Genomic DNA, 16,943 nt, shown 5'->3' on the forward strand with positions numbered 1-16,943 from the left:
ATAAAAAAACGAAACTCTTTTGGCTAACTTTACAAGCTGATGAAACATCTACTCTTTTTAAACAAATACTTCTATAAATATAAATGGCGGATGATTCCTGGGATTACCTTCGTCATCATTTCTATCATCTTTCAGATTCTGCAGGCGCCTGTTGTTGGTCATGCTTTTAATCTAATAACCGAAAACATTGCTATTTATCAAATGTTTGCGGGTTTCGATCGTCAGCAAATTATTTACGATATTTTCAGTACCAATCTATTATTTTTCGGCGCCTTAATTCTATTTATTTATATGTTAAGGGGGATGTTTTTGTTTTTCATGAGGCAAACGATCATCCTTATGTCCAGACATATAGAGTTTGATTTAAAGAATGAAATTTATGCGCATTACCAGAAATTAAGCCTAGGCTTTTTTAGAAGAAATAATACTGGCGACTTAATGAATAGAGCTACAGAAGATGTTAACCGGGTAAGAATGTACGTTGGCCCAGCAATTATGTACACTACAAACACGGTAATATTATTTTTTGTTGCCTTGTTTTTTATGTTTTCGGTAAACGCAAAATTGGCTTTTTACGCCATCCTTCCCTTACCAATTTTAGTAGTGATTGTTTATTATGTGAATACTTTAATTAACCAAAAAAGCGAGCAAATTCAGGCGCAACTTTCTCGATTATCAAGTTTTGTGCAGGAGAGATTTTCGGGAATTAGGGTAGTAAAATCTTACGTTAGAGAACAACAAGCACAAGATATTTTTGCTGAAGAAAGTATCAGTTACAAAAACAAATCTATGGACTTGGTTAAAGTTCAAGCTTTGTTTTTCCCTACCATGTTGTTGTTGGTGGGAATTAGTACCATCCTAACTATTTACATTGGTGGCAAACAAGTGATAGATGGCGCAATTACGCCTGGCAATATTGCAGAATTTATCATCTACATTAATTTACTTACCTTTCCGGTTACCATGTTGGGTTGGGTAACTACGCTTGTGCAAAGGGCGGCGGCTTCTCAAAAAAGGATTAACGAGTTTTTAGGGCTTAAACCTGATATTGTTTCCGGAAATCAAGAAAAAGTAAATGTAAATGGTAAAATCAGTTTTAATAACGTGAGTTTTACTTATCCAGATACGGGGATAAATGCCATTAAGAATGTAAGTTTTGACATAGAACAAGGTCAGTTTGTAGCTATTATTGGTAGAACAGGTTCTGGGAAATCAACTTTAGCAAACTTAATTATGCGTATGTATGATACCGATGCAGGCGAAATAAAAATTGATGAACTGAATTTAAAAAACATCAATTTATCCAGCTATCGCGATCAGGTTGGTTTCGTTCCGCAAGAAGTTTTCCTTTTTTCTGACACCATTAAAAATAACATCGCCTTTGGCTTAAGCGAAATAAAAGGCGACCAAGTTGAACAAGCGGCCAAAAATGCAGCCGTCTACAATAACATAGTTGATTTTGACCTTAAATTTGAAACCATGTTGGGCGAGCGTGGCATAACACTTTCCGGCGGACAAAAACAACGTGTTTCCATCGCCAGAGCTTTAATTAAAGAACCTAAAATTTTAATCTTCGACGATTGTCTTTCTGCGGTAGACACTAAAACAGAAGAAGAAATACTTGGCAATTTGGGCAAAATAATGAAAGGCAAAACCAGCATCCTTATTGCCCATAGAATTAGCACCATTAAAAACGCTGATAAAATTATTGTTTTGGAAGATGGTGAAATTATAGAGCAAGGAACCCATCAGCAACTGCTAAACAACCAAAAAGTTTATGCAGAAATGTACGAAAATCAATTATTAGAGGAAGAAAACACTTAAAAACATCATGGATAGTATAATTTTTTAATTAATTAGAAAATCATAAGGTTAACTATTTTGAAGTTTGACATATATTCTGTTATATTTACCGCAACCTTAAACCAATACTATACACAACAATGGGAGATTTTGACAACAAAGAGAGAGAAGAGGTTTTTTCTAAAAAGGTAAGAGCTGGTAAGCGTACTTATTTTTTCGACGTAAAAGCTACACGTTCAGGCGATTACTACTTAACCCTAACAGAGAGTAAAAAGAGATTAGAGGATGGTGTATTTGTAAAACATAAAATCTTTTTATACAAAGAAGATTTCGAGAAGTTTACTGAAGGTTTAACCGAAACAGTCGAATACATTAAATCACATCAGGAAGTAGTAGAAAAACGCTACGAATATTCTGAAAATGCTGAATATAACCAAAACACTAAAACAGGTAGCGACGATTTTTCTTTCTAGCTACTTTGCATAAAAAAAATCTCCCAACAATTGTCGGGAGATTTTTTTTATGCTTATTTTTTTATTCATTACGCTCCGGCTATGCCACCCAAAACTGCAGAGATAATTAGCATCCCGTAAAGGCAGATAACAATTATTGCCAAAATACCCCAGTATTTAAACAAAGATTTTAGCTTAGAAATTGCTTCGTTTAGGTTCTCCTGCTCGCCGTACAAAATTCCAATTTTCGCTTTTGTTGCGTATTTAAACATTAACAAACTTGGGTAGAAAATCAAAAAGGCGTAAATCAGAAAAAATATAGTAAAACCTAGTCCACCCAAACCGCCCATTTGCATAGACATGGCTTGCAATTCTTTACTAGTAGTCATTGCAGCACCAACTGTAAATGCACTAATAACCATTAACCCTGTTATGGCAAAACCAACAATGGCCAAAAAATTGGCCCATTTTGCCAAATCGTAAAGGTAGCTACGTATTTCTTCACTTATAATTAAACCATGTGCTGGTTCTTGCTCTTGCGCTGTTTCAATGTTATCCATGCTCTGTATTAAATTTAGTTTCGTAAAGATAAACATATTAGGTAAAGGCTGTAAAAAATAATATCTTTGCGCCCTTTAATAAGGTGAAAGCGGAAAGCGGAAAGCGGAAAGCGGAAAGCGGAAAGCGGAAAGCGGAAAGCGAAAAGCGGAAAGCGGAAAGACGATAGACGAAAAAAGCAAGGATTAATTCTATATACTAAAATCTAATTACTAAATACTAATTTAAAATATAAATGGCATTACAATGTGGTATAGTTGGGTTACCAAATGTTGGTAAATCAACCTTATTTAACTGTTTATCAAACGCAAAGGCGCAAGCAGCAAACTTTCCTTTCTGTACTATTGAGCCGAACGTTGGTGTAATTACCGTACCAGATGATCGTTTAACAAAATTGGCAGAATTGGTTAAACCTAACAAGGTACAACCTAACACAATAGAAATTGTAGATATTGCTGGCCTAGTTAAGGGCGCTTCAAAAGGCGAAGGCTTGGGTAACCAGTTTTTAGGAAACATCAGAGCTACAAATGCTATCATTCACGTTTTACGTTGTTTTGATGATGGTAACGTAATACACGTAGATGGTTCTGTTGACCCTATCAGAGATAAAGAGATTATAGATACCGAATTACAACTTAAGGATTTGGATACTGTTGTAAAGCGTATTCAAAAGGTTGAAAAAATGGCCAAAACAGATAAGGATGCAAAAAAAACATTTGATATTCTTACTGTATTTAAAGCGCATTTAGAAACCGGTAAACCTATTCGTACTGCTAAAGTAGAGCAAGAAGATTTCGATTTTATTGCAGATCTAGGTTTACTAACGCAGAAACCAGTAATGTACGTTTGCAATGTTGACGAAGCTTCTGTTGTAGACGGTAACAAATACGTTGAGATGGTTAAAGCAGCTGTGGCTGAAGAAAACGCTGAGGTTTTAGTAATTTCTGCTAAAATTGAATCTGAGATTGCCGAGCTAGAAAGCTACGAAGAGCGCCAAGAGTTTTTGGCCGATTTAGGCTTAACCGAATCTGGAGTTAATAAATTAATTAGAGCAGCCTACCGCTTGTTAGACTTGTACACTTACTTTACTGCCGGTGTGCAAGAAGTTAGAGCTTGGACTATTACAAAAGGTTTTACCGCACCACAGGCAGCAGGCGTTATCCACACAGACTTTGAAAAAGGATTTATCCGTGCTGAAGTTATCAAGTACAATGATTTTGTAACTTTAGGTTCAGAGAATGCTTGTAAAGACGCCGGTAAATTAGGTGTTGAAGGAAAAACTTACGTGGTAGAAGACGGCGACATAATGCACTTTAGGTTTAACGTTTAACCCTTAAATCACCAAAAAGGGAATTAAAATAAAATTGAAGCTACTTCTAATTGAGGTAGCTTTTTTTATTAGAAAAGCAATTTCTGTAGCTTTTACCAATGTTAGTCGGGCTATGCGCTACAATCTTTTTGTGCGCTGTAATGCAGATAAACAACAATAGTAAGGAACTGAAGCAAGAAGTTTAAAAACACAGATTTCTCCTCGCGAAGAGCTCGTTCGAAATAACGATCAAAAAGGATTTTCGCTACTATCCCGTTTAAATAACTTCGGTCTAAAATTCTATTAAGGGTTGGAGAAAAAACGGAAGAAATAAAATTGTAATTCGATTTAGAATTTCAGAAATTTAAAGCGTTTACAACCCCCTATACGATGAAAAAATTCTTTGTTATTGCTGCACTTATGTTTTTACCTTGGATTTTTACCCGTGCACAAGATACAATCCCCCATGTAAAGGGAAACATCACGATTTCTATTAAAAAAGGAACATTCGAATGTGATTTGGTCGTATCAAATATGCCTCGTTTAGAAGATTATTTTTTCAGACTTAATTCTGGCATGAACATTCGGTATATCAAAAATGCTGAACCAAATATGTTGCCGCTTGACTATGAAAAATCGCTAAAAGATACCTTATCATCTGGTGAATCATCTGCATATTATATACCTTCATGGTCAAAATCTGGAAAATACCTGCCATATACAGTTCGTTTTAATTATGTCGGAATGTTCCCTGTCATCACTGATACATCTAGTGTTTCTGATTGGCGGGGAAATATAGCATTTAATGGCACATCGCTTAGAGTAGATGGATTACAAAGTGCTTGGTATCCGATACTTTACAATATCAAAACTGATACGAGATATGAAAAGGTTACTTATGACTTAAATATCAACTGCGATGATTGTAAAGTGATTTATTTGAATGGTAGTAGTCCTGTAAATAGCACGAGTGCCAATCTTAAAAGTAATTTACCACAAGATTTAACCATGTTTGCTGGCGATTTTAAGTCGACAGTTATAAACGACAAATATTTTTTAAATCCAGATGCAGATGAAGTTGTGCTAAAAGACTTAGAAAAAGAGCTTTATACCTATCAAGAATATTTACAGAAAAAATTAAATATACCCTATAAAGGAAAAACTGTTTATATTCAAACTACGCCTGTATCTAAAAATAATTCTTGGTTTTTTGTTTCCTATCCTTCTATCATAAAAGTTGGCTGGGAAAACGGGATGAAATCTTTTCAAGACAAGAAAGAACGCCCTGGTTTCTTGCATTATATGGCTCATGAACTTTCTCATTACTATTTTGGAACAGTTCGTGCCTTCAACTCAGAAATTGGAGATATGATATCTGAGGGTTTTGCGGAGTTTTTAGCGATGCGTATCACACGAGATTTTATGAGTGATTCTCTTTACCAAGAAAATTTAAAAATGAAGGCCAATGCTATGCGCAATTTAATGCCAGCACCTGTAAAAAGCATCCTATCTAAAGCCGACTACAAGAATCGTGAGTTATATTCTTATTATTATTCACCACTCCTTTTTTCAGCTATCGAAAAAGAGATTGGTGAAGAGAAGATGTGGAAATGGATGAATCTGTTACTAAAGTCGCCAACAGTAAAAACGAATTATATTTTTTTCGAAAAAACATTAAGTCAAGCGGTAGCCGATGAAGCTAAATACACTCTATTGCGTGAAAAATATTTAACCAATGTTGATACCTATCGAAACGTAGCATCAACTCTTGGTTTACCAACAAATGAAGTGGTTGTTTATAAGGATGAGAAACCAGAGGCAAAAAAATATTATTATTTCTATTTTTCTAGACCACGGACTGATATTGGATCATCACAAAACAAAACTATTTTACATACCGATATTGGAGAAGTAACCGGCACCCAAAAAGAATTGAAGAATGTAAATGATAAAATTTATGCCAAGGTAGAACAAGAGTTTAACAACGACTCTGGAAGCACTGGCGATTTTAACACGTACGAAACTTTAGAGCAAGCTCAAGCTGCGTTAAAGCGGTGGTTAGCAAGATATAATAAAAATGGCAATATGCTTGTTAAAGTAATAAAGTAGAGCTAAGCTCAATTTCGCACCTGTAGAAATCATAGCAAATCAAATTGAGGCCAATAACATACACCTTTAAGCACTGTAATCTCATCCACATAAGTTTTATAATTCAAAGCACATTTTTCGAATTATCTTTTTTATGATTTGAAAAGCAGAGGCAGTAATTTTTTTTAATGTCAGTCGGGCCTATGCGCTACAATCTTTTTGTACGCTGTAATGCAGATAAACAACATCAGCAAGAAACTGAAGCAAGAAGTTTAAAAACACAGATTTCTCCTCGCGAAGAGCTCGTTCGAAATAACGAGCAAAAAGGATTTTCGCTACTATCCCGTTTATTAAACTAACAGTTGCTATACTATTTAGGATTGCATGTGCCTATAAGCATATATTTGGCATTCCGGGAAACCAGGAATCTGACGCTCGGGCAATGTCATTAATTTAAGGATTGTTTATAACGTTGGCAGGGCTCGAACATATGAGCACTCCAGAGTTGGCGTCCCCGCCAACGGTTAACTTAATTACATTTTGCCTCGAGGTCACGCTAGCAAATGCTTCGCCTACCTGCCTGCGGTAGGTAAGCGCTCAGCATGGCCAAATTAATACCCTTAAGCCTAAATAGCAGCAGAAAACTTGCTCCTTAAACCCGGGTGAAGTGGAAATCCTTTTACAAGAGTCCCGATTTATCGGGATTTAGGGGTAAAAGATTGCAACGAAAAACGGGACTGAACTTGCCGAAGAATTACGTAACTGCTTTTCTAAAATACAGTTCTCGAAAAAGATTGCTTCTTACCTCGCAATGACGAGATTATCTAAAGCAAAACGCCTTTTAAAAATAACATTGCGAAAGAGAAATAGATAATTAGTCCGGTTACGTCTACCAAAGTTGCTACAAAAGGCGTACTTGACGCAGCCGGATCGGCACCCAGTTTTTTAAGCAGTAAAGGTAACATCGAGCCCATTAAAGTTCCCCAGAGTACCACGCCAACTAACGAACAGCCAACAACCAAGCCTATCAAAACTGGGTGATCGCTAAAAGATGGCATAACGATGTGCCAAATAGCTATTACACTAAAACTTAACAAACACAGCGTTGAACCTAAAAATACACCAGAGAAAATTTCTCTGCGCAATACATTCCACCAATCTCTAATGGTTACCTCTCCTAGCGCCATAGCTTGTATAATAAGCGTTGCTGCTTGCGAACCACTGTTGCCGCCGCTTGATATAATTAGCGGAACAAATAGCGCCAGAATAACTACTTTGTCAATTTCATGCTCAAAGTTAGACATGGCAGCAATGGTTAGCAACTCGCCAAAAAATAGCACAATTAACCAAACCACCCGTTTTTTATAAAGCTGAAAAACCGGAACATCAAGATAAGGTTCGTCTAAGGCTTGGGTACCACCCATTTTCTGGATATCTTCCGTATATTCCTCATGGGCAATCCACAAAATATCATCTACGGTTACAATTCCGAGCAAAATATTTCCATCGTCTACAACAGGCAAAGCCACGCGATTATTCATTCTAAAAACATTAATCGCCTCTTCTTGCGGATCGTTTACTTTTAAAGAAATCAGTCGGTTATCAGTTAAGTCACCTATTCTAATTTCCGGATCTGCCAGTAAAATTTCCCTAATTCTTATATCGTCTAAAAGAACGCCATCTTTATCAATTACATAAACCACATCGATAGTTTCTGAATTTTTACCGTAACGGCGAATATGGGAAAGTACTCTATTAACCGTCCAATCTGTTTTTACGGCAATAAAATCAGGTGTCATCAATCGGCCTACGCTATCTTCTTTGTAGCCTAAAAGATGTAGGGCCTCTATCCTATCATTATCTGGAAGAAGGATGAGCAATCGTTTTACAGCATCACCTTTGAGTTCGCCAAGCAAAGCTGTCCTATCATCTGGTGGCAACTGCCTAATAATTTCTGTAAGCTTATTACTCTGCAGTTTTTTTATAATACGTTCTTGCGTAGGAAAATCGAGGATACGAAAAACGTTTACTGCTCTTTTTATAGAAAGTGTTTCTATGAATTTAACGGCATATTGCGGAAGTTCATCAATTAAATGCTCTACATCTGAAATATTAAGCTCATTTAAATAATTTTTTAACTGCCGGTCACTTTCGTTTTCTAACAATTGCAATACTTCGTCTACCAGCAGTTCTTCCATAACCAAAAATTTGTTTACATGCCTTTATGCGTTTCCTTAATTTGTGCAAAAGTGCCCTTTTTTATTGGTAAAAACCAATCTAAATTAGATTTTGTGTGAGCTTGAAATATTTTTCACCTCAGTTAATTTAACTTTTAAGTGTAATACCTTAGCAACAATCTTTTTCTATATTTGCAAACTGCTCCCGTAGTTCAATGGATAGAATTATGGTTTCCGGTACCATCGATATGAGTTCGAATCTCGTCGGGAGCACATTTAACACAAGAAAAAAGCCGTAAACTAAGTTGTTGAACGGCTTTTTTTGTGGCTTAATAATTCTTTAACCAATAAGAATGTGTTTCGGGCGTTAATTAATAATTAAAAGCTTTAACTTTATCGCACCTAATTGTTTTTATTAATGTCTTCTGATATAGCACCTATTCCATCTAATGAAATGGATAGAATACTTAGTCTCTACGAATTTGACTTAGATTATTCTAACCTAAAAGATAATTTTAAAGATTTAACCTATCTAGCAGCCAAAATATCTGGAACAGAAATTTCTTTGGTAAACCTCATAGATTCTTACACCCAATGGTCTATTTCAAACTTTGGTATTGATGTAGACCAAGTTCCTAGAGAAGAAACGATTTGTCAGTATACGATTTTAGAGCGTGATCATTTTGAAGTGGAAGATCTTTCTGCCGATATAAGATTTAAGCATAAGGCTTACGTAGACAAACCGATGAGCTTAAAATATTATTTCGGTATACCGTTAAGAACGAATACTGGTTACAATATCGGCTCTTTATGTGTTTTAGATAAAAACCTTAAAAAACTATCGCCTGAAAAAATTGAGCTTCTAAAAATTGTTGCCAACGAGATAATTACAAGGTTAAGCTCTATAAAGTTGGTTCACGAGCTTAAAAACAAACTAAAGGTAGAAAAAGAAACCAGTCAAAAGGTTGCTCATGATATTAGAGGTCCGCTTTCTGGTATTATTGGCATCTCTGAGCTTATCAACAATCAAGGCACTGACAGTAAGATGGGCGATATTTTAGAAATGGTAAATCTGATACATAGAGGTGGTAAATCTATCTTAGATTTAGCTGATGAAATTTTATCAGAAAAAGGAATTAAAAAGCCGTTAACTGAGGATGATTTCAATTTGCTTTTGCTGAAAGATAAATTAGTTAAACTATATACACCGCAAGCGCAATATAAAAACATCAGTTTTGTGGTTAATACCAATGCTAATTACGAAACCATTCCTTTCTCTAAAAACAAAGTGCTACAAATTGCCGGAAATTTAATTTCTAACGCGATTAAATTTACTACCGAGAGAGGTAATGTTACGGTTGACCTGGATTTAAAAGCGATTGATGACACACTTGCGCTAAGTATAGCAGTAACAGATACTGGAATTGGTATAAGTGATAAAACAATTGCAACCATTTTGGAAGGTGGCATAAAATCATCAGACGGCACAGGTGGCGAAAAGGGCTATGGTTTTGGTCTGACCATGATTAAGCACCTGATTGATGGTCTTAATGGTAACATGGAAATAACCTCGATAGAAGGACAAGGAACAAGATTTGAAGTCCGTCTTCCACAACATTAAAAAGGGTTGTATCGGCATTAGAAATTTAAAATTTCTTTGAGAATATAAGTCTGCGATTTCGTCATGCCCAGCCCCAAAGGGCATCGTAATGCATTAGTTGGCTATTAAATCCTTTCTACTGCATTACCATCCCTGTTTCATTGGAATGATGAATTTCAAAAAATTATTTTCTCATTTTACTTTTAAAATCACTCCGATACACCCTCAATTTTATATTATTGCCAACCACCGCCTAGCGCTCTATATAAAGCCACGCCAGCATTTAGTTGTGCGGTTTTTAAACTCGTTAAATCTAATTCGCCCTGCAATAAATTGCCCTGCGCTGTAATTACTTCTAAATAATTTGCCATACCGCTTTTAAAAAGTAAATCTGAATTTTTAACCGCTAATTGTAGCGTTGCAACTCTGTTTTGCGCAATAGCGTATTCAGTTTTTAGATTAACTATTTTACTCTGCTCGTCAGAAACTTCGGCAACTGCAGCTACAACTTTCTGCCTAAATAAAAGTACTGACTGCTCTCTTTCTACTTTGGCTAATTCAAATTGTGTTTTTAGTTCTTTTCTGTTGAATATTGGTTGTGTAATGCCACCACCTACAACGCCAAACAAAGAAGCCGGAATATTGAACCAGTTGCTAGCTTTAAATGAATTTAAGCCTCCAGAAGCAGTTATAATTAAAGAAGGATATAATTGAGCATTCGCAATGCCAACTTTGGCATTCGCAATTCTTAAATCTAATTCAGAACTCTTTACATCTGGTCTAATGCTTAACATGGTTGAGGGAACACCAACTGCAAGCTGATCTGAAATAGTAATTTGCTGTAGCGTTGTTGCACGCTCAATAGCAGATGGAAATTTACCGCTTAAAAAACTAAGCGCATTCTCTTGTATGCTAATCTCTTGTTTAATTTGAGGGATAAGTTGCGTAGCTTTTAGTTGCTGTGCTTCTGCTTGTTGTATAGCCAGGGAAGTTAACTGACCAGCATCAAACTGCATTTTAATCATTTTAAGGGTATTATTATTTAGCTCTACATTACTGTTAGCAACCTTCAATTGCGCATCTAACATCAACAAACGATAAAACCCAGAAGCTACTTGTGAAACTACTCGCGTTTGAACGGCTTTTTTTACCTCTTCAGACTGTAAATAACCTGCATAAGCGGCATCTTTCTGTTTAGCAATTTTGCCCCATATATCTGCTTCCCAGCTTAGCGACAAGTTTGCATTAAAATCTTCGAGGTGTTTTGTTCCTAAAAACTGCGATGTGCTTAAACCGTTTAAGCTATTGTCCGATGGTCGGTTAGAGTTGGCCGTTACCTGCAAGTTTAACTGAGGGATGTTTCCAAGCTTAGCTCTTTTTAGCATCAGCTCTGCGGCATCTATATTTTTTAAGGCTATTTGTATATCGAAATTCCTTAACAATGCACTATCAATTAAATTAAGTATAGCTGGATTATTAAAAAATGCTTTAACGGGAATTGCGCCTATACTAGCATTATCATTAATTGTTTCTACACCTCTAAAATTAACAGGCACATCTTTTAAGGGCGTTGCAATATCCTTTGTTAGTCCACAGCTACTTAATATTAAAAGCACAACTGCAAAAAAACTGTTTATAATTGTTTTCATTTTTATATTGATTAATTGTACCATTTCCTTAACCATGCAGCAATAATGGGTACAAACTCATTAACTGTTGCATCTTGTGTTTGCGATGCTGGATTAGTTTCCATGTGGAGCTAAATTTTTCTGGTGATTTTCTTCTATTTCTACCGGTTTGCCCGATACTTTTTCTTGCAAATATTGGAAGATGATATAAAGCACTGGTATGATGAATAGGCCTAAAATAACTCCAGAAAGCATTCCTCCGGCAGCGCCGATACTAATAGAATGATTACCCTGTGCTGATGGACCTGTAGCAAACATCATTGGGATTAAACCAACGATAAACGCAAGAGACGTCATGATAATTGGTCGTAACCTTAACTTTGCCGCTTCTAACGCCGCCGCTATTAACGGTTTACCAGCCCTTCTCCTTTGCAGAGCGAATTCGACAATCAAAATTGCATTTTTTGCCAATAGACCGATGAGCATGATTAATGCAACTTGCACATAAATATTGTTTTCGATACCTGCTAAACCAATTGCCGCAAATACTCCAAACACACCTACCGGGATAGAAAAAATAACCGCTAATGGTAATAGATAACTTTCGTACTGTGCGGCAAGCAAGAAATAGATAAATACTACGCACAATAAAAATATAACAGTCGATTGTCCGCCAGAAGAAATTTCCTCTCTCGTTTGACCAGAAAACTCGTAGCTGTAACCTGCGGGCAATTGTTTTGCAGCAACTTCCTCAATAGCTTTTATGGCATCGCCAGAGCTAAAACCAGGTTTTGGAATTGCATTTATCTGAATTGAATTAAACAAATTATAACGAGAGGCAGTTTCAGAACCGTAAATGCGGTTTAGTTTTACCAAAGTGTTTATCGGCACCATTTCTCCCCTATTGTTTTTAACAAAAACTCGGTCTATTGCAGAAGGATCCGCCCTATCGGCCACGTCTGCTTGAACAACTACACGGTAATATTTACCAAACCTGTTAAAATCTGATGCTTGCGCACTCCCAAAGTAGGTTTGCATTGTTTGTAAAACATCCTTAACACTTACGCCTAATTGATCCGCTTTTTCGTCGTTTATATCTAATTCTAATTGAGGATAATCTGCTTTAAAACTAGTAAAAGCTACCGCAATTGCAGGTTGTTTCATTAACTCGCCAATAAAATTCTGAGAGATACCACTGAATTTATCCAATTTACCGCCAGTTTTATCTTGCAAAACCATATCCAAGGCTTCTACGTTACTAAAACCAGGTACCGTTGGAAAACTAAACACAAAGAAACTACCGCCAGAGATTGCACCAAGTTTGCCGCGTACCTCATTCATAATCTCATCTATGTTTTTAACCTTGCCTCTATTCTCTGTTGGTTTAAGCAACACGAAAACCACTGCCGATGATGGGCTGGTAGAATTGGTTAATAAATTGAAACCCGATATAGCGGTAACATCCCTTGACGCATCGAGTTTACTCAGTACACTTTCTGCTTCGGTCATCACTTTTTGCGTTACATCTAAAGAAGTTCCAGATGGCGTTGAAACAGATATCGCGATAAAACCTTGATCTTCTGTCGGAATAAAACCAGCTGGCGTTGTTTTAACCATCCAAATGGTAACTAAAGTAATCAAAGCTAATCCGCCTAAACTTAACCATCTGTGTTTAACCAAAAACTTTAAACCACCCACATATCGGTTCGTCATGGCGTTAAAACTGCTATTAAATCCACTAAAGAACTTTTCTTTAAATCCTCGTTTTACGGTTTCGTCTTTTGCATTAGCATGATTATCTTTCAAAAATAATGCTGCAAGCGCCGGACTTAATGTTAACGCATTAACTGCTGAGATAATAATGGCAATTGCCATGGTAAAAGCAAACTGACGATAGAACAATCCGGTTGAACCTTCCATAAAACCAACCGGTAAAAACACCGCGGCCATTACTAATGTAATCGATATAATGGCACCAGTAATTTCGCCCATTGCTTCATGCGTAGCTGCTTTCGGACCTAAATGCTTGTGTTCCATTTTAGCATGTACAGCCTCTACAACAACAATTGCATCATCTACAACAATACCAATTGCTAAAATTAAAGCGAACAAGGTTAACAGATTTATTGAAAACCCAAACAGTTGCATAAAGAAAAACGTTCCCAAAATTGCTACCGGTACGGCAATTGCCGGAATTAGCGTAGATCTAAAATCCTGCAGGAAGATAAACACTACAATAAATACTAATATAAATGCCTCTAGCAATGTGTGTATTACTTGATCGATAGATTGATCTAAAGCTACTTTAGTGCTGTAAAACACATTGTGCTTAATACCTTTCGGAAAATCTTTCGATGCTTTTATCAACAACTTATTAATCGCAATCTGTATGTCGTTAGAGTTAGAACCAGCTAATTGAATTACACCAATCACAATTCCTTTTTTGCCATTCAACCTTGTTAAACTGTTATAAGAATAAGCGCCCAGTTCAATCCTTGCTACATCTTTTAAATGTAGAATTGAACCATCTGGATTTGATCTGATAGCTATATTTTCATACTCATCTGGTTTAGTTAATTTGCCTTTATATTTAATTACGTATTCAAAAACCTCGTTACTGCGTTCGCCGAATTTACCTGGCGCAGCTTCCAAACTTTTATCTTGAATGGCTCTCATTACTTCGTTGGGCGAAACTTTATAAGTTGCCATTTGCGTTGGATTTAGCCACACACGCATAGAGTAATCTTTTACACCGCCAAAAATACTTGCTGCACCAACACCGGGTATTCTCTTAATTTCTGGGATGATATTGATCTGTGCATAATTGGCTACAAATGTCTGATCGTATTTGGCTTCATCTTCGGTAAACATGCCAATAGCCATAATAAAGCTATTTTGTTGCTTAGCAGTTGTAATACCTTGCTGAACTACTTCTGCTGGCAACTGACTTGTAGCCTGTGCTACCCTATTTTGAACATTTACCGCCGCCTGATCTGCGTTAGTTCCCAATTTAAAGAAAACAGTAATTGCTAAAGATCCATCGTTACTAGCGGTTGAACTCATATAAGTCATGTTCTCTACACCGTTAATAGATTCTTCTATTGATGGTGCTACCGATCGTAAAACTGTTTCGGCATTTGCCCCTGGATATACAGCAGTAACCAAAACAGATGGCGGTGCAATATCAGGAAACTGTTGTAGCGGTAATTTTGTTAAACCAAGTACACCAAGTATTACCAATAAAATGGATATAACTGTAGAAAGTACTGGTCTTTGTATAAATATTTTAAACATTGTTTTTGTTATTATTTTTTAGAGATTAACTGAGCAACTTTTTCAACTTTCTTGTCGGGCTGAATAAGCTGGCCATCTTGCAGGCGATCTAAACCACTCAATACGATTTTATCTCCAGATTTTAAACCGTCTTTTATCAGATAATTTGTTCCGGTTTTGCCATCTATTGATATAGCCGTTCGGCTTACCTTATTATCTTTACCAACAGCAAAAACGAAAACTTTATCTTGCATTTCAACCGTGGCCGATTGCGGAATCACGATGGTATGCTCGTGGGCTAAGCCTAATCTAATTTTTCCGGTATTGCCAGATCTTAATAAACCTTTAGCATTTGGAAAACTGGCTCTTAGCGTAATTGCGCCAGTAGTTTTATCAAACTGCCCGTCAATCATATCTATTTTGCCTTGTAAAGGATAAACCGTTGCATCCGCCAAAACCAACGAAACGGCTGGCAAATGTTTAATTCTGTCTGCCACAGAGTTTCCTTGGTACTTGTTATTGAAATTGATGAATTCAGTTTCTGCCAACGAGAAATAGGCATGTATTTCATGTACGTCAGAAAGTTTTGTTAATGCGTCAACATCTGTTGGACTAACTAAGCTGCCTTGTTTTTTAGGTAACCTGCCAATGTAGCCACTAATAGGTGCCTTAACTTGTGTGTAGTTTAGATTAATTTGCGCACTGTTTACCGCTGCGCTAGCTTGCTCAACATTTGCTAATGCAATTTGATGCGTAGTTTTTGCAGTTTGTAATTGAAAAGGAGCTACAACTTTTGCCTGCACTAAAGGCGTAACCTTGTCTACTTCTAATTGAGCGTTTAAAACCGCAGCCTTGGCAGCACTTAAGGCTGCTTTTGCACTGTTCAATTGTGCTCTAAAAGGAAGTTCAGAAATTTGAAATAACAATTGTCCTTTTTGTACCAACTGACCCTCGTTTACTAAAACCCTATCAATCGTTCCGGCAATTTGAGGGCGAATTTCTAAGTCGGAAGCACCCTGTATAGCTGCAGGATAATCTATAAAAGTTTCTTGTGAGGTTTCGTTTACCGTTGCTACCGGTAAAGACATTGCTGGAGTTTCGGCAACTTGCGCTGGAGTTGAGGTGCAGCTCGACAAAAATAAAACTGCAGCGGTAACCAGCGATATTATTAAAGCGTTAAATAATCTAACATTGTTAGATTTTGGTGTGAAGTCTGGCATATAATTCATGATTATTGGGATTTTAAGTATTTACTTTACGTTTATAATTAATTTAACAGTGTTAGATTTTGGAGCAAAAAATTTTTAATCGTTAATGGATTTGATGATAGCTTTTATGGCACTCCTTAAAATTTCTTGATTTATTGCGTCATTAGCCCCTTTTTGAACTAAGTTAAGTGAAACTAGTCCGTGTATTAACGACCAAAAGGTGTAGTATTTTAAATTAACATCATCATCTGATATTGGAGCTTTGGTAAGCAACTTTTCTATAGCATCATAAAATAGATCAGTTGTATATTCGGCCTCTGGCATCTTCTTGTACATTTCGCAACAGTTTACCTGTACGCCATACATTAGCTGATAAAATTCGCTTTCGGCAAATGCAAAATCCCAATAGGCAAGCCACATTGCTTCCAATTGTTCCTCAGCATTTGTCTTGCCGTCTCTGGCAGCTTTAATTTTTTCGCCTAAAAGGATATATCCTTGTCTGGTGAGTTCAAATAAAATACCTTCTTTATTAGAGAAATATTCGTAAATAATCGGGGCAGTGTATTCTATCATATCCGCAATTTTGCGCATACTAAGTGCTGGCCATCCCTCTTGTTTTACAATTTGTAAAGCCGCATCTAAAATACTCTTGCGAGTATCATCTTTTTGACGCTGAATTCTTTCTTTACTTCCCATAGTTAAGTGCTGTATAATAATCTAACACCGTTAAGCAAATGTATAAACAGTTTTGGATTTGCGTATCATCTGTTTGTCAGATAAAATTTATATTGGTTTAAATTGGTTCTAACGATGTTTTTTGCTTGAACGAATTTTTAATTTTTCAGAA

Annotated in this window: 11 protein-coding genes and 1 tRNA gene; 6 read left to right on the forward strand and 6 right to left on the reverse strand. The window is 36.4% G+C overall.

The window, feature by feature from the left end; all coding sequences use genetic code 11:
• Nucleotides 1-39: 39 nt before the first annotated feature.
• Both DUT69_RS18675 and DUT69_RS18680 read left to right on the forward strand, forming a co-directional pair.
• Nucleotides 40-1,824: an ABC transporter ATP-binding protein gene (locus DUT69_RS18675; protein ID WP_113654804.1), complete on the forward strand. Its 1,785-nt coding sequence runs from the start codon at nt 40-42 to the stop codon at nt 1,822-1,824.
• Between the two features lie 119 nt (nt 1,825-1,943).
• On the forward strand, nt 1,944-2,276 hold the full coding sequence (locus DUT69_RS18680) for a DUF3276 family protein (RefSeq protein WP_113654805.1): 333 nt from the start codon (nt 1,944-1,946) through the stop codon (nt 2,274-2,276).
• A gap of 68 nt (nt 2,277-2,344) precedes the next feature.
• Here DUT69_RS18680 and DUT69_RS18685 read toward each other — a convergent pair whose 3' ends face one another.
• The gene (locus DUT69_RS18685) at nt 2,345-2,815 is read right to left on the reverse strand and encodes a DUF5362 family protein (protein WP_113654806.1); all 471 of its coding nucleotides are present in this window, start codon (nt 2,813-2,815) and stop codon (nt 2,345-2,347) included.
• A gap of 233 nt (nt 2,816-3,048) precedes the next feature.
• Here DUT69_RS18685 and ychF point away from each other — a divergent pair, with 233 nt between their 5' ends.
• Nucleotides 3,049-4,143 carry a redox-regulated ATPase YchF gene (gene ychF, locus DUT69_RS18690; RefSeq protein WP_113654807.1) on the forward strand — a complete coding sequence of 365 codons (1,095 nt, stop codon included), beginning with the start codon at nt 3,049-3,051 and terminating at the stop codon, nt 4,141-4,143.
• A gap of 369 nt (nt 4,144-4,512) precedes the next feature.
• Nucleotides 4,513-6,231: a hypothetical protein gene (locus tag DUT69_RS18695; RefSeq protein ID WP_113654808.1), complete on the forward strand. Its 1,719-nt coding sequence runs from the start codon at nt 4,513-4,515 to the stop codon at nt 6,229-6,231.
• Between the two features lie 803 nt (nt 6,232-7,034).
• Here the strand turns inward: DUT69_RS18695 and mgtE are convergent.
• Entirely contained in the window at nt 7,035-8,408 is a 1,374-nt protein-coding gene (gene mgtE, locus DUT69_RS18700) for a magnesium transporter (RefSeq protein ID WP_113654809.1), read from the reverse strand.
• A 180-nt stretch (nt 8,409-8,588) separates the two neighbouring features.
• Here mgtE and DUT69_RS18705 point away from each other — a divergent pair.
• Nucleotides 8,589-8,660, forward strand: a tRNA-Arg gene (locus tag DUT69_RS18705).
• Between the two features lie 145 nt (nt 8,661-8,805).
• Nucleotides 8,806-10,008 carry a GAF domain-containing sensor histidine kinase gene (locus DUT69_RS18710; RefSeq protein ID WP_113654810.1) on the forward strand — a complete coding sequence of 401 codons (1,203 nt, stop codon included), beginning with the start codon at nt 8,806-8,808 and terminating at the stop codon, nt 10,006-10,008.
• A 215-nt stretch (nt 10,009-10,223) separates the two neighbouring features.
• Here the strand turns inward: DUT69_RS18710 and DUT69_RS18715 are convergent, their stop codons facing one another.
• The 4 genes from DUT69_RS18715 to DUT69_RS18730 form a co-directional block, all read right to left on the reverse strand.
• On the reverse strand, nt 10,224-11,636 hold the full coding sequence (locus tag DUT69_RS18715; RefSeq protein ID WP_113654846.1) for a TolC family protein: 1,413 nt from the start codon (nt 11,634-11,636) through the stop codon (nt 10,224-10,226).
• Between the two features lie 93 nt (nt 11,637-11,729).
• Nucleotides 11,730-14,909 (reverse strand): efflux RND transporter permease subunit, encoded by a 3,180-nt coding sequence (locus tag DUT69_RS18720; protein ID WP_113654811.1) that lies wholly within the window; start codon nt 14,907-14,909, stop codon nt 11,730-11,732.
• A gap of 11 nt (nt 14,910-14,920) precedes the next feature.
• Nucleotides 14,921-16,108, reverse strand: a complete 1,188-nt coding sequence (locus tag DUT69_RS18725) for an efflux RND transporter periplasmic adaptor subunit (protein ID WP_205314307.1) — start codon at nt 16,106-16,108, stop codon at nt 14,921-14,923.
• An 84-nt stretch (nt 16,109-16,192) separates the two neighbouring features.
• Nucleotides 16,193-16,792: a TetR/AcrR family transcriptional regulator gene (locus tag DUT69_RS18730; RefSeq protein ID WP_113654813.1), complete on the reverse strand. Its 600-nt coding sequence runs from the start codon at nt 16,790-16,792 to the stop codon at nt 16,193-16,195.
• Nucleotides 16,793-16,943 lie beyond the last annotated feature (151 nt).

It is taken from the genome of Pedobacter namyangjuensis (genome assembly GCF_003313325.1).
GTDB classification, from domain to species: Bacteria; Bacteroidota; Bacteroidia; order Sphingobacteriales; family Sphingobacteriaceae; genus Pedobacter; species Pedobacter namyangjuensis.